General features: G+C 72.9%; 11 protein-coding genes. 4 read left to right on the top strand and 7 right to left on the bottom strand.

The features are described 5' to 3' along the window. The first annotated feature begins 141 nt into the window (after window positions 1-141). Both ABEA77_RS00845 and ABEA77_RS00840 read left to right on the top strand, forming a co-directional pair. The gene (locus tag ABEA77_RS00845; protein WP_345639853.1) at window positions 142-1,116 is read left to right on the top strand and encodes a substrate-binding domain-containing protein; all 975 of its coding nucleotides are present in this window, start codon (window positions 142-144) and stop codon (window positions 1,114-1,116) included. Then, window positions 1,116-1,574, top strand: a complete 459-nt coding sequence (locus tag ABEA77_RS00840) for an RpiB/LacA/LacB family sugar-phosphate isomerase (RefSeq protein ID WP_345639851.1) — start codon at window positions 1,116-1,118, stop codon at window positions 1,572-1,574. Before ABEA77_RS00845 ends, ABEA77_RS00840 begins: the two co-directional genes overlap by 1 nt. A 74-nt stretch (window positions 1,575-1,648) precedes the next feature. On the opposite strand, the gene ABEA77_RS00835 is transcribed toward ABEA77_RS00840, so the two are convergent. The 6 genes from ABEA77_RS00835 to ABEA77_RS00810 all read right to left on the bottom strand — a co-directional run bounded on the left by ABEA77_RS00835 (window position 1,649) and on the right by ABEA77_RS00810 (window position 8,580). Continuing rightward, a complete protein-coding gene (locus ABEA77_RS00835; protein WP_345639849.1) occupies window positions 1,649-4,411 on the bottom strand; it encodes a SpoIIE family protein phosphatase in 2,763 nt (920 codons plus the stop codon). 97 nt (window positions 4,412-4,508) lie between these two features. Beyond that, window positions 4,509-5,384 (bottom strand): alpha/beta fold hydrolase, encoded by an 876-nt coding sequence (locus ABEA77_RS00830; protein ID WP_345639847.1) that lies wholly within the window; start codon window positions 5,382-5,384, stop codon window positions 4,509-4,511. A 14-nt stretch (window positions 5,385-5,398) separates the two neighbouring features. Beyond that, the gene (locus tag ABEA77_RS00825) at window positions 5,399-6,271 is read right to left on the bottom strand and encodes a 3-methyl-2-oxobutanoate hydroxymethyltransferase (protein ID WP_345639846.1); all 873 of its coding nucleotides are present in this window, start codon (window positions 6,269-6,271) and stop codon (window positions 5,399-5,401) included. 108 nt (window positions 6,272-6,379) lie between these two features. Next, entirely contained in the window at window positions 6,380-6,904 is a 525-nt protein-coding gene (locus tag ABEA77_RS00820) for a 3-methyl-2-oxobutanoate hydroxymethyltransferase (RefSeq protein WP_345639844.1), read from the bottom strand. Between the two features lie 2 nt (window positions 6,905-6,906). Further along, window positions 6,907-8,193 carry an aromatic ring-hydroxylating dioxygenase subunit alpha gene (locus ABEA77_RS00815; RefSeq protein WP_345639843.1) on the bottom strand — a complete coding sequence of 429 codons (1,287 nt, stop codon included), beginning with the start codon at window positions 8,191-8,193 and terminating at the stop codon, window positions 6,907-6,909. 72 nt (window positions 8,194-8,265) lie between these two features. Then, a complete protein-coding gene (locus tag ABEA77_RS00810; protein ID WP_345639841.1) occupies window positions 8,266-8,580 on the bottom strand; it encodes a 2Fe-2S iron-sulfur cluster-binding protein in 315 nt (104 codons plus the stop codon). A 338-nt stretch (window positions 8,581-8,918) separates the two neighbouring features. Here ABEA77_RS00810 and ABEA77_RS00805 point away from each other — a divergent pair, with 338 nt between their 5' ends. Both ABEA77_RS00805 and ABEA77_RS00800 read left to right on the top strand, forming a co-directional pair. Further along, window positions 8,919-10,034, top strand: coding sequence for a cupin domain-containing protein (locus ABEA77_RS00805; protein ID WP_345639839.1), 1,116 nt, complete (start codon window positions 8,919-8,921; stop codon window positions 10,032-10,034). A gap of 132 nt (window positions 10,035-10,166) precedes the next feature. Then, window positions 10,167-11,801 (top strand): ethanolamine ammonia-lyase reactivating factor EutA, encoded by a 1,635-nt coding sequence (locus tag ABEA77_RS00800; RefSeq protein ID WP_345639837.1) that lies wholly within the window; start codon window positions 10,167-10,169, stop codon window positions 11,799-11,801. A gap of 74 nt (window positions 11,802-11,875) precedes the next feature. On the opposite strand, the gene ABEA77_RS00795 is transcribed toward ABEA77_RS00800, so the two are convergent. Then, the gene (locus ABEA77_RS00795; protein WP_345639835.1) at window positions 11,876-13,156 is read right to left on the bottom strand and encodes an NAD(P)/FAD-dependent oxidoreductase; all 1,281 of its coding nucleotides are present in this window, start codon (window positions 13,154-13,156) and stop codon (window positions 11,876-11,878) included. Window positions 13,157-13,392: the final 236 nt, after the last annotated feature.

Genomic DNA, 13,392 nt, shown 5'->3' with positions numbered 1-13,392 from the left:
CTTCTCCTCACCCGTGGGGAACGTTCTCCGGGCTTTCCCGCGATGGTTTGCGTGCGGGACGATACTCTATGGCCTGATGGACTGACCATGCTACCTTTCGGCAGTCGATAGGTCCGTGCGCGACAGAATCGAGCAGCAGACATGGCAGACACGGCCGGCACCGCCGACGACCGCCGTATTCTCACGGTGACCCGCACCCAGGGGGACAACGAGGCGCTCAAGACGGGGGAGGTGAAGCCGCAGGGCTGGTCCTTCGCCTTCGAGGAGGTCCCCGTCCTGGTGCACGCCTTCCGCCGGATGGTGCGCGGCCTGGAATTCGACGTCAGCGAGATGGCCCTCACCACCTACCTGGTCGCCAAGGAGCACGGCGCCCGCTTCACCGCGGTCCCCGCCTTCCTCGTGCGGGGCTTCCACCACGGCGCCATCCACTACAACCCCGCGCGCCGGCCCTCGATCAGGAGCCCCAAGGACCTGGAGGGGCACAAGGTCGGCGTCAGCCGCGGCTACACCGTCACCACCGGGGTGTGGGCGCGCGCCGTCCTCCAGGAGGAGTACGGCGTCGACCTGTCGACGATCACCTGGGTGCTCTCCGGTGACGAGCACGTCGCCTCCTACGAACCGCCGTCCAACGTCGAGAGCATGCCCGAGGGCGCCACCCTGGAACAGCTCCTCGCCGACGGGGAGCTCGCCGCCTGCATCGGCGCGGGCGCCGACGTGCCCGGCGCCGCCCCGCTCATCCCGGACGCCGAGGAGGCCGGCTTCGCCGCACTCCAGACCCGTGGCTTCTACCCGATCAACCACCTGGTGGTGGTCAAGGACGAACTCCTGCGGGAGCGCCCGGAACTGGGCGCCGAGGTCTTCGACGCGTTCGCCCGCGCCAAGCGCCTCTACGTCGACCGGCTGCGCGCCGGGGCCATCGAGAACCCCACCGCCACCGACCGGATGTACGCGCGCGTCCTGGAGACCACGGGCGAGGACCCCCTCCCGTACGGCATCGCCCCCAACAGGGCCGTGCTGGAGACGCTGATGCGGCACGCGGTCGACCAGCGCATCCTGCGCAGGCCCGCCGCCCTCGAAGACGTCTTCGCCAAGACCACCCTGGACGTGACCGGCTGATGCGCGTCGCCCTCACCGCCGACCACAACGGTGCCGCCCTGCGCGCCCGCCTCGCGGCGCGGCTCGCCGCCGGCGGGTACGAGGTCGACGACCGCGGCGGCGCACCGGACGGCGACACCGTCGTCGACTACCCCGCGCTCTGCGCCGACGTCTGCGCCGAGGTGGTCGCGGGCCGTGCCGAGCGCGGCATCGTCCTCGGCGGCAGCGGCCTCGGGGAGACCATCGCCTGCAACAAGGTCCGCGGCATCAGGGCCGGCCTCTGCCACGACCTGTGGAGCGCCGGGATCTCGCGCGGCAACAACGACGCCAACGTCCTCGTCCTCGCCGCGAAGACGCTGCCGCCCGAGGCCGCGGAGGAGATCGCGGCCACCTGGCTCGCCACCCCCTTCAAGGGGGGCGTCCACGCCCGCAGGGTCGCCCAGATCGAGGCCCTGGAGCGCGGCGGCCCCCTGCCCTGACCCCGGGCAGGACCCCATGAACCCCCGGGCGGGCCCGGCGGCCCGCCCGGGACCCCGGTGCTTGGCGGCCGCGCTCACGCCGGGTGCGCCGCCGAGCCCTCCGGCAGGCCGCGCGGGCCCGCGTACCCCGTGGGCAGCTGCTGCTCGGCCCAGGTGATCTTGCCGGTCGAGGTGTAGCGGGTGCCCCAGCGCTCCGCGAACTGCGCCACCAGGAACAGGCCGCGGCCCCCCTCGTCGGTGGCCGCCGCCTGCCCCAGGTGCGGGGCGGTGCTGCTGCCGTCGGAGACCTCGCTGATCAGCTGCCGGTCGAGCAGCAGCCGCACCCCGATGGGACCTGTGGCGTACCGGATCGCGTTGGTCACCAGCTCGCTCAGGATGAGCTCGGTGACGAACGCCGTCTCCCCGAGGCCCCACTCCGCGAGCTTCGCCGACACCGCGGTGCGCACGTCCGCCACCGCCGCCGGGTCGTTCGGCACCTCCCAGCGCGCCACCCGCTCCGGCGGCAGCACCCGGGTGCGCGCCACCAGCAGCGCCGTGTCGTCCGCGCTGCGCCCCGGCGTCACGAGCGTGTCGAGCACCGCGGCGCACACCTCCTCGGGGCAGCCCCGCGCCCCGGCCAGCACGGCCGCGAGGCCGGCGAGGCCCTCGTCGATGTCCCGCCCGCGCTCCTCCACCAGGCCGTCCGTGTACAGCACCAGCTCGCTGCCCTCGGGGACCACCACCTCCGCCGTCTCGAACGGCAGCCCGCCCACGCCGAGCGGCGGCCCCGCGGGCAGGTCGAGGAAGCGCACCCGGCCCTCCGGCGTCACCAGCGCGGGCGGCAGGTGCCCGGCCCGCGCCATGGTGCAGCGCCGGTCGACCGGGTCGTAGACCGCGTACAGGCAGGTCGCCCCCACGATCCCCTGGTCGGACTCGGCGGAGCCGTCCTCCTTGCCGATGCGGTCGGCCAGCTCGTCCATGCGCGCGAGCAGCTCGTCGGGCGGCAGGTCGAGCGCGGAGAACACGTGCACCGCCGTGCGCAGCCGCCCCATCGTCACCGCGGCCTGCACGCCGTGCCCGACCACGTCGCCCACCACGAGCGCCACCCGCGCGCCCGGCAGCGGGATGACGTCGAACCAGTCGCCGCCCACACTCTTCTGCGCCGGCAGGTAGCGGTACGCCACGTCCAGCGCGTTCTGCTCGGGCAGCCCGCTCGGCAGCAGGCTGCGCTGGAGGGTCACCGCCATGCCGTGCTCACGGGTGAAGCGGCGGGCGTTGTCGATGGAGACCGCGGCCCGCGCGGCCAGCTCCTCCGCGAGCGCCAGGTCGTCGTCCTCGAACGTCCCCGAGCGCTCGGAGAGCCAGAAGTTCACCACGCCGAGCACCGTGTCCCGCGCGATCAGCGGCACCGAGAGCAGCGAGGTGATGCCGTACGCCACCACCTCGCGCGCACGCTCCGGGTACTGCCGGTGCCACGCCTGTGCGCCGCGCAGGTCGCGCTCCAGCACGGAGTGCCCGCTCAGCAGCCCCCGCACCTGCGGGGACGTCTCCGTGAGCCACAGCCGCTCGCCCGGCCTGAAGAGGGGATGGTCCTCAAGCACCCCGGCGCACGCGGCGCGCCGGAAGGAGCGTACGGCGGCGCCGCTGGGCTCGTCGCCCGCGAGCACCTGCTCCACCAGGTCGACCGTGACGAAGTCCGCGAACTGCGGCACGGCCACGTCGGCCAGCTCCTCCGCGGTGCGCGTCACGTCCAGCGTGGTGCCGACGCCGAGCCCCGCCCGGTAGAGCAGTTCGAGGCGGCTGCTCGCCGCCTCCGCGCGGCCCGAGAGCGCCTTGAGCTCCGTGGAGTCGCGCAGCGTCGTGACGCTGCCTGGCGGCCCGCCGTCCGTGCCGGTGCGCCGCTGGTTGACGGCGAGCACCCGGCCGCCCACCAGGTGCACCTCGTCCGTGGCGGTGCGGTTCGACGTCAGCAGGTCCGCCACGGGCGCGGGCAGCCCCAGCTCGCGCACCGGGCGCCCGCGCGCGTCCTCGGGCAGGTCGAGCAGCCGGTGCGCCTCGTCGTTGGCGAGCAGCAGCGCGCCGTCGCCGTCCACGATGAGCACGCCCTCGCGGGCCGCGTGCAGGACGGCGTCGTGGTGCTCGTACATCCGGGTGATCTCGGCAGGGCCGAGGCCGTGGGTGTGGCGCAGCAGCCGCCTGCTGATCAGCCCGGCACCCCCGGTGATCACGGCGACCGCGGAGGCCGCGCCGCCGAGCAGCACCGGCATCTGGCGGCTCACCGCGCCGCTCACGCTGCTCGTGCGCACCCCGGCGCCGACCGCGCCGACCACTCGGCCTTCGTCGTCGCGCACCGGGACGAAGGCCCGGTACTGCGGGCTGACCGCGCCGACCGCCTTGCTCTGCACGGTGTGACCGGCGAGCAGCGGAGCCATGTCCTCGTTGGTGTGCCGGCCGATCAGGTCGGGGATGGCCGCGGTCAGCCGCACGCCCGTGCGGTCCACCACCGTCACGAAGTCCACGTCCGCGCTGTCCGCGGCGGCGCGGGAGCGCGGCTGGAGCACCTCGGAGGCGCCGGGCGACGTGATGGCGCGCGCCACGCCGGGCGCGCTCGCGAAGCCCTCGGCCACCGCCAGCGTCCGGTGCGAGGCGTCCTGGGAGCTCTCGTGCTGCACGGTGAGCACGAGCAGCACGCCCGCGCCGACCGCGATCAGCAGCACCACGACGACCTGGAGCAGGAACATCTGGCCCACGACCGAGCGCGGGCTCAGCAGCGACCAGGCACTGGCCCGGCCGCGCCGCCGCTCGCGGGCGGCGGCCCGGCCCGGCCGGGGAGAACCCTGATGCCGATGTCGTGCCATATGCCATTTTTACCCGTACGTGACGGGGTTGCCGAGCGGCGTGCGCCGACCGGTGCCGGGATCGCCGAGGGGGAGCGGTCCCGGCCGGCCCGCGCGGTCAGGCGCCGGACAGGAAGCGTGCGATGCGCGCGGGCGCGTTCTCCTCGGTCTGCTCCGCCACCGGCACGTCCCAGTACTCGTTGTGCGGCAGGCACTCCTGGAGGTAGCGGGCGGCCGAGGGGGCGTGCGAGGTGTCCTGCCCGGGGACGATCAGCGCGGGCACGTCGAGCGTCAGCAGGTCCTCGGGCTCGGCCCCCGGCACGGTGTCCCGGTCGAAGAGGTGGCGCACGAGCCCCGTCACCGTCGTCGCGTACCGCTCGGGCGGGAGGGCCGCGTACCGCCCGGCGAACTCCTCGTCGGCGCGCAGCACCGAGACCCAGGGCCCCACCCGCGGGTCTGCGGTGAAGCCGGCCGTGGTCGAGCGTGCCAGCTCCACGACGGCCTTCAGCCCCTCCGACTGCGCGAAGGAGAGGTGTTCGAGGAAGCGCGCGTGCTGCTTCATCCGGTACTTCACGCCGCCGGCCGGTGAGTACAGCACCATGCTCAGCACCCGCTCCGGGTGCGCGACGCCGAACGCCGCCACCGTGGAGCACCCCACGCAGCCGCCCATCAGGTGGGCGCGCTCGATGCCGAGGTGGTCGAGCAGGCCCGCGCCCTGCGCCACGTAGTGCGCCCAGGAGATCCGCTCCACCCGCCCGCCCGACTGCCCCGACTCGCGGCGGTCGAAGGTCACGCAGGTGTACGAGCGGGAGAGGTGGTCGAGCAGGTTCAGCCGCTTGTAGACGCCGACCGTGCGCCAGCTCTCCAGCGTCGAGTCGAAGCCGCCGGGCGAGAACATCAGCAGCGCGGGGCCGCTGCCGGCCACCCGGTAGCGGGTGCGCAGTCCGCCGATCTCCGCCGTGCCCGTCCTGTCCTGCGTCTCGGTGGTAGCCATGGGCCCTTTTCCCCTCAGTTCTCGGCGGTCTCGGCGTTCGCGGCGGTGGTCGCGCTGTCAGCGGGAGGCACCGGGATGCCGCCCGCGACCTGCCGGGCCGCCCGTACGTCCGCCGCGTAGGCGCTGATCGCGTCGAGCGTGATCCGCGCGACGTTCGCGTACGTGTCCGGCGGGTCGTCCACGGCGGAGGCCGCGTACCCGATGGCCGCGTGCGCCATCCGCATCCGGCCGTCGAGCCAGGGTCCGCCGCCGAAGCCGCCGACCACCGGCACGGAGACGGCCTGCGCGACCGCGGCGCCCACCACGGGGCCCGAGTTGGTGAAGTTGAGCAGTACGGCCCCCGCCTCTTCGAGGCGCTTGGCCTCCGCGACCATGGCGTCCTTCATCTCCACCGGCACCGCGTCGGCCGCCGAGGGGATCGCCTTGTACTCGACGCCGTAGCGCAGCGCGGTCTGCGGGGTGATGCCGAACTGGGCGAAGACCGGGATGCCGGCGCGGGTGATCTCGGTGACCGCCTCGGGGAAGTCGGACGCCGCGTCGACCTTCACCATGTCGACCCCCGCCTCCTTCACGAAGCGGATCGCGGCGCTCACCGCGCTCGCCGTCCCCTCCTGGAGCGGGCCGAACGGGAAGTCCACGCTGACCAGCGCGCGGCTCACGCCCCTGCGCACGGCCTGCGCGACGGTCACCATCTGGTCCATGGTGATCTCGAAGGGGTTGGCCTGCCCCCACAGGTTGACGCCGACGGTGTCGCCCACCGACACGATCTCCACGCCCGCCCGGTCCACGAGCCGGGCGATCTGGTAGTCCCAGGCGACGACGCCGACGATCTTGCGGCCCTCGTCCTTCATGTGCTGGAGCGTGCCTGTCGTGACCTTCTCGGCCATGGGCCCTGCCGCCTTTCCTTCGTCTCCACGGCCGGACGCCCGGCCCATGACCCGCGCGAGGGGCCGGCCGGGTCTCTCCCACCCCGTACGGCCGGCCCCTCGCGGCGCTCACACCCGCAGGGCGGTGAGCAGTTCGAACACGTCGCTCTCGTCGGCCGACGGGAGCAGCACCCGGGCGTACGGGCGCAGCGCGGCGACGGCGTCCTGCGCCTCGTAGTCGATGCCGAGCACGAGGCCCGCCGTCGTGATCCCGCGCTCGCGGCAGATCCGCCCGATCGCCTCCGCGTACTGTCTGCCGGTGTCCTCGGTGGCCAGCACGACCACCACGTCGGTTCCGGTGAGCACCTGGGCGAGCGGCGCGGGCACGCCGTCGAGCCGGCGCAGCAGCGGGTCGAGGGGGTCGCCGCCCTCGCAGGCGTAGAAGCGCGCGTGCGCCCACTGCCGCCCCGCGACGTGCCGGGCGACCGCGACCGCCCGCTCGTCGAGGGCGATGACGCGCGCCGCGCGCGCGGGCACGATCGGCCGGTCGATGCGGAAGCGCGACTCGTAGGCGGAAGTGGCCCGTGCGCACTCGCTGAGGGCCGGCACCTGGGGCGGTGCGGGGGCCCGGTCGAGCTCGGTTGTCCGCGCCATGGTCACACCGTGGTCTGGCGCACGCCGGGCTGGACCGTGACGGCGTCCCTGCAGGCGTCGAGGAAGGACTCGGCCTGGGGCAGGACGATCGCCGCCGAGCGGACCTTGTGGTGCTCGGGGTCCACCCCGGGAGGCGTCACGCCCTCGTCGCGCAGCGCGAGCGCCGCCTTCCGCAGCTTCTGGCGCGCCTTGATGATGCCGCTGTCTGCGGGCACGAGGCGCTCCTTGGTGCGGTCGACGATCGGTCCCATGGACTCCTGGAGCGACGCGTCCTGCATGGCGATGCCCTCGACGCCCGAGTAGGTCTCGCCGCGCTTCTGCGCCTCGCGGTCGATGAGGTAGTCGTTGTCCATGTTGGCGGCGGGGCGGTAGGTGCCGGGGATGTTCTTGCTGTGCACCCCGTAGCCGTCCTTCATGTGCTGCCGCTCGGCCTCGGTCAGCGCGCGGACCGGGTGGTAGTCGAAGGAGTACGCCCAGCAGTTCTCGTCGTCGATCGGTATCCAGAAGTGGCCGTGCACCGGGTGGTCGCCGCGGGGCGGCACCATCGTGAAGCAGGGCATCACCCAGGGGGTGATCCGCCAGTAGTACTGGCCGTCCTCGGCGTTGCGCCGCGCGCCCACGAACAGCCCGCCCTCGGTGTCGGCGACCTCGAAGAACGGCTTGGTGTCGTTGGCGTTGTAGTCGTTGCCCTTGGAGCCCTTGAACAGCGGGTCGGTCTTGAGGCCGCCCGAGTGCAGGAACGTCACGTGGCTGGAGTCGATGCCGCCCTCGAACGCCTGCAGCCAGTTGCACTGCTGCCAGCGCTTGGACGTGTAGTTCTGCTCCTCCGGGACATGCACGAACTCGAACTCGGGCAGCGGCGGCGTCTTGGCCGGGTCGCCCATGTACGTCCACAGCACGTCGCCGATCTTGACCAGCGGGTACGAGGTGAGCTTGACGTTCTCGCAGAAGCTGCTGTTGTCCGCCTCCGAGGGGACCTCGATGCACTGCCCGGTGACGTCGTACTTCCAGCCGTGGTACGGGCAGCGGAGGCCCGAGCCCTCGTTGCGGCCGAACCACAGCGAGGCGCCGCGGTGGGCGCAGAACTCGTCCATGAGGCCGTAGCGGCCCTCGCTGTCACGGAAGGCGACCATGCGCTCGGACAGGAGCTTCACGCGCACCGGGGGACAGTCGTCCTCCGGCAGTTCCTCGGCGAGCATCGCCGGAAGCCAGTACTGCCGGAACATCTCGCCCATGGGCGTCCCAGGACCGGTCTGCGTGAGCAGCTCGTTGATGTCTTTTCTAAGCACGGCCGTTTCCCTTTCACGTGATGGCCCGCCAGCGGGGTGGCGGCAACCCTGCGTTGACGCGCGGCGCAGCGGTCAGGGCTGCTCCGGGGGGATCTCGACGGTCAGTCCGTCGAGTTCCTCCGTGACACGGATCTGGCAGGACAGGCGGCTCGTCTCGCGCCGGTCGGCCACCGCCATGTCGAGCAGGTCCTCCTCCATGTCGCCCGGCTGCCCCACCAGAGGGGCGAAGTCCTGGCCCACGTAGACATGGCAGGTGGCACAGGAGCAGTTGCCGCCGCACTCCGCGACGATCCCGGGGACTCCGTTCTTGACCGCCGCGGCCATGACGGATTCACCGACCGTGGCATCGACCGTGTAGGCGCGGCCTGAGCTGTCGGTATAGGTCACTTTGGACAAGATCCCTCGTGTCCTCTCACTCGGACGTCCCCGAGGTGCCGGGACGCACGGCCTCTGTCGTACGGGGCCGTTGGTATGTCCATTAGACCAGAACGCCCGTCGGCGGCACAAGCGCTTGTCGCGGGCTGTGCGACGGCCCCGCCGGGCGGACATCGACGCCGTTGACACGCCGAAAACCCTGGCCTTAGGGTCCTACCAATGCGCCGCCATGGCACTCCCCTCCGAGTAAAAGGTCGGGAAGATGCGAAGGAGAGGTCCGGACGAGACCGTCCCGCGGCGCGCCGGCCCCTCGTCGCGGGGACCGGGTACGACGACAGGGAGGGCCCCGTATGGCCAAGGACGCGATCGTCAACGACAGCCTGGCGGCGAAGTTCGCCACCGAGAAGGACTCCCCCTACACCCGCTGGGTCGCGGACGAGGGCCTCGACATCATCGCCGCGCACTACGTGCCGGACCTGCGCACCGTGGAGCTCAAACCGTGGGAGCGCCGCGGCGGCCGGGGCGTGTTCATCAACCACGAGGCGACCCGCACGTCCAACGACTGCTACGTCTGCGAGATCCCCGCGGGCGGCAAGCTCGCCCCGCAGCGCCAGCTGTTCGAGGAGATGATCCTCGTCCTGGACGGCAACGGCTCCACCAAGGTGTGGAACGACAAGGGCGCGGAGGTCACCTTCGAGTGGGGGCCCGGGGCGCTGTTCGCGATCCCGCTCAACGCCCACCACCAGCACTTCAACGGCTCGGGAAGCAAGGCGGCCCGGTTCGTCTCGTCGACGAACATGCCGCCCATCATCAACCTCTACGACGACGTCGACTTCGTCTTCGGCACCGAGAAGGACTTCCCGAACCGCTTCGACGGCGAGCCCGACTACTTCGCGCCCAAGGGCGAGCAGAAGGGCCTCCTCCTCGACACCAACTTCGTCGCGGACGCGGTCAACCTGCCGCTGATCGAGGCCAAGGAGCGCGGCGCAGGCGGCGGCCACATCCGCTTCAACATGGCGCGCGGCTCGATGAACAGCCACATCTCGCAGTTCCCCGTGGGCACGTACAAGAAGGGCCACCGGCACGGGCCCGGCGCCCACGTGATCATCCTCTCCGGCACCGGCTACAGCCTGATGTGGCCCGAGGGCGAGGAGCCCCGCCGCTACGAGTGGGGCCCCGGCAGCCTGATCGTGCCGCCCAACATGTGGTTCCACCAGCACTTCAACACCGGCGAGGAGCCCGGCCGCTACCTCGCCTTCAAGCACGAGGTCGTGTCCGTGCGCAACGCGCAGGGCGTGCCGAAGGCGTGGATCAGCATGCGCATCGGCGGCGACCAGATCGACTACGCGGACGAGTCGCCCCTGGTGCGCGACATGTTCCGCGAGGAGCTGGCGAAGGTCGGCCTGAAGCCGCAGATGGACGAGGTCTACGAGGCCGAGATCCCCAACCTGCCGCCCAAGCCGTAGCTCCCGGAGTTCCCCGGCCCGCGCGGCGCCCGCGCCGGGAGGGCCGCAGGACACCCCCGCCATCCCCGGTCCCGACCCCGTGCGGCCCGCCCGAGCATCCGGCGGGCCGCACGGCACAGGAGGAGCACCCCCGTGCAGCACGACGAGCACCCCGGCCACCCGCACGGCGGCCACGCGCACCACAGCCACTCCCACGGGCACGACGCCGGCGCGGGGGACGAGCGGACCGTGTACTCCGCCGCCTGGGCCCCCGACGACGACCACGTCCACGACGACGAGCCGCTCGGCGCCCTAGAGGACAACCCCATCTGGCAGCAGGACAACGTCACCCTGCACAGCGTCGGCATGGACATCGGCTCGTCCGGCACCCAGGTGGTCTTCTCCGAACTGCGGCTGCGCCGCATCAGCGAGGACCTCACCAGCCGCTACATCGTGGTGCGCCGCGCCACCACCTACCGCTCGCCGGTCGAGCTGACGCCGTACGCGAGCGCCGAGCACATCGACGCGGAGGCGCTCGGCTCGATCATCGACCGCGCCTACAACGCCGCCCGCGTTCACCCGGACCGGGTCGACACCGGCGTCGTCATCCTCACCGGCGAGGCCCTGCGCCGGCAGAACGCCGAGGCCATCGCCGGCGTGCTCGCCGAGCGCGGCGGCGAACTCGTCACCGCGACCGCGGGCCACCACATGGAGGCCATGCTCGCCGCGTACGGCTCCGGCGCCGCGCAGACCTCGTACGACAAGGGCCTGCGCCTCCTCAACGTCGACATCGGCGGCGGCACCACCAAGCTCGCCCTCGTCGAGGGCGGCCGGGTGCTGCGCACCGCCGCCGTCCACATCGGCGGGCGGCTCCAGGTCACCGACGAGGGGGCCCGCATCGTCCGGCTCGACCCCGCGGGCCGCGCCCACGCGGCGCGCGCCGGCTTCCGCTGGGAGCTCGGCGACACCGCCACCCCGGAGGAGTCCGCCAAGGTCGCGGAGACCATGGCGGACACCCTGATCACCGCACTGACCGCGGACCCGCTCCCGGACGACGTGGCGGCCCTCTTCCTCACCGAGCCGCTCGGGCCGCTCGGCCGCGTCGACGGCGTGATGGTCTCCGGCGGCGTCGCCGAGTACGTCTACGAGCGCGAGGAGCGCCGCTTCGGCGACCTCGGCATGCCGCTCGGCCACGCCCTTCGCCGCCGCCTCGACACCGGGGCGCTGCCCTACCCGCTGCTGCCCGCGGGGGAGTGCATCAGGGCGACCGCGCTCGGCGCGAGCGAGTACAGCGTGCAGCTCAGCGGCAACACCGGCTTCATCACGGCCCCGGACACACTGCTGCCCCGCCGCAATCTCCAGGTCGTCAAGCCCGTCTACACGTTGGGGGAGAGCGTCGACGCGGCCGAGATCGCGGACGCGGTCCGCCGCCACCTCGTCGCGCTGGACGTGGCGCCCGAGGCGGATGTCGCGCTCGCCATGGGCTGGCAGGGCCTGCCGAGCTACGAGCGCGTCGCCGCGCTCGCCCGGGGCGTCCGCGACGGGCTCGCGGAGCGCACCGCCCTGGGGCGCCCGGTCTACGTGATGCTCGACGGCGACGTCGCCATGACACTCGGCCGGCTGCTGCGGGACGAACTCGGCGTGTCCGGCGACATCCTGGTGATCGACGGGGTGAGCCTGCGCGACTTCGACTACATCGACATCGGGCGCCGGCGCTTCCCCTCCAACACGGTCCCCGTGACCATCAAGTCCCTGATCTTCAGCGAGGATCCGCGCGCGGCGGCATGACCCGCGCGCGGGCACACGGGAAGGGGGCCGGCCGCCTCGGCGGTTGGCCCCCTTCCCGTGCGGCGCCCGCCGTGTCACGCGGCGGGCGCCGCGCTCGCCACCTCGGTGATCAGGGACTTCAGCGGCGCGTCGGCGTCCGCTGCCGCCTCGGCCGGGATCGTCGCGCCCTGGGTGAGCGCCTTGCGCACCGCCATGTAGTCGGCAGGGCGGTTCACCGCGTCCACCGCGATCAGCCGGCCCTCGCGGTAGTACAGGACCGAGAAGTGCTCGTCGTCCACCGTGCCGCGCACCACGGACGCGTCGTGTCCGGTGGACAGGCCGGCGATCTGGAGCCGCAGGTCGCCCTGGTAGGACCAGAACCACGGCACCGCCTTCGCCGGGGCCGGGCGCCCCAGCAGGGTGGCGGCCGCGGTCTGCGCCTGGGCCACCGCGTTCTGCACGGACTCGATCCGCAGGCGGCCCTCGCCGGTCAGCGGGTGCGGCTGGACCGTGCAGTCGCCGGCCGCCACCACCGCGGGGTCGCTGGTGCGGGCAGCCGCGTCGACCACGACGCCGCCGTCGCAGACCAGGCCGAGCTGCTCGGCCAGCTCGGTGCGCGGGACCGCGCCGATGCCCACGAGCACCAGGTCGGCGGGGAGGACCGTGCCGTCGGCGAGCACCACACCGGCGGCCCTGCGCCCCGAGGCGTCCGCCTCGATCGCCGTCACGCCGGTCGAGAGCAGCACCTCGACGCCCCTGCGGCGGTGCGCCCGCGCGTAGAAGTCGGAGACCACCGGCGCCACGGCGCGGCCCAGCAGCCGGTCCGCCGCCTCCACCACGGTCACGGGGAGCCCCGCGGCGCGCGCCACGGAGGCAGCCTCAAGCCCGATGAAGCCGCCGCCGACCACCACCACGCGGGCGGCGGACGCCAGTTGGCCGCGCAAGCCCGCCGCGTCGGCGTGGTCGCGCAGATAGCACACCCCGTCGAGCCCCGCGCCCGGCACGGGCAGCCTGCGCGGCCCCGCGCCGGTGGTCAGCGCCAGCCGGTCGTAGGGGAGCTCGCGGCCGGACGCGGTGGTGGCGAGGCCGGGCCGCAGCGCGGTGATCCGCTCGCCGCAGACCAGGTCGATGCCGTTCTCCGGGTAGAAGGAGGGGGCCCGGAAGGCCAGCGACTCCAGCTCGGCCGTGCCGGCCAGGAACTCCTTGGACAGCGGGGGCCGCTGGTAGGGCGCGTGGGGCTCCTCGCCGACGAGGGTGATCGCTCCGGCGTCCCCCAGCTGCCGCAGTGAGACAGCCAGTTGCAGCCCCGCCTGGCTGGCGCCGACGATCAGCGTGCCGCCGCTCGTCGTGCGGCCGTCGCCGTCCTTGCGTGGCATCGGAAACCCCTCTCAGTCGGTGCTCGATGCTCTTAATGTAATACCATTGAACCATCGCAGGGAAGGAGGTCGGTGTCGTACCTGTGAGTACGGGGTTACGTCCCCGAATCGTTGACTCGCTCTCCGGCCCGTTGATATAAAGGTTAGGCCAATGAAGTCAGGCTGAATGCCCGAATCAATCCCGGCCGAGCCAGCGGTCTCCGGCCAGACGGACTTCCAACTCCCCAGCAGTGCCC

The organism is Streptomyces tremellae (genome assembly GCF_039540215.1).
GTDB classification, from domain to species: Bacteria; Actinomycetota; Actinomycetes; order Streptomycetales; family Streptomycetaceae; genus Streptomyces; species Streptomyces tremellae.
The sequence above is the reverse complement of the archived record's forward strand: the minus strand, read 5'-3'. Positions and strand labels throughout refer to the sequence as shown.

What these genes read in the sequence shown, in the direction of transcription:
- ABEA77_RS00835 (WP_345639849.1), bottom strand. Translation starts at nt 4,411, where the DNA reads ATGGCACGACATCGGCATCAGGGTTCTCCCCGGCCGGGCCGGGCCGCC.
- ABEA77_RS00820 (WP_345639844.1), bottom strand. Translation starts at nt 6,904, where the DNA reads ATGGCGCGGACAACCGAGCTCGACCGGGCCCCCGCACCGCCCCAGGTG.
- ABEA77_RS00830 (WP_345639847.1), bottom strand. Translation starts at nt 5,384, where the DNA reads ATGGCTACCACCGAGACGCAGGACAGGACGGGCACGGCGGAGATCGGC.
- ABEA77_RS00845 (WP_345639853.1), top strand. Translation starts at nt 142, where the DNA reads ATGGCAGACACGGCCGGCACCGCCGACGACCGCCGTATTCTCACGGTG.
- ABEA77_RS00805 (WP_345639839.1), top strand. Translation starts at nt 8,919, where the DNA reads ATGGCCAAGGACGCGATCGTCAACGACAGCCTGGCGGCGAAGTTCGCC.
- ABEA77_RS00795 (WP_345639835.1), bottom strand. Translation starts at nt 13,156, where the DNA reads ATGCCACGCAAGGACGGCGACGGCCGCACGACGAGCGGCGGCACGCTG.
- ABEA77_RS00825 (WP_345639846.1), bottom strand. Translation starts at nt 6,271, where the DNA reads ATGGCCGAGAAGGTCACGACAGGCACGCTCCAGCACATGAAGGACGAG.
- ABEA77_RS00840 (WP_345639851.1), top strand. Translation starts at nt 1,116, where the DNA reads ATGCGCGTCGCCCTCACCGCCGACCACAACGGTGCCGCCCTGCGCGCC.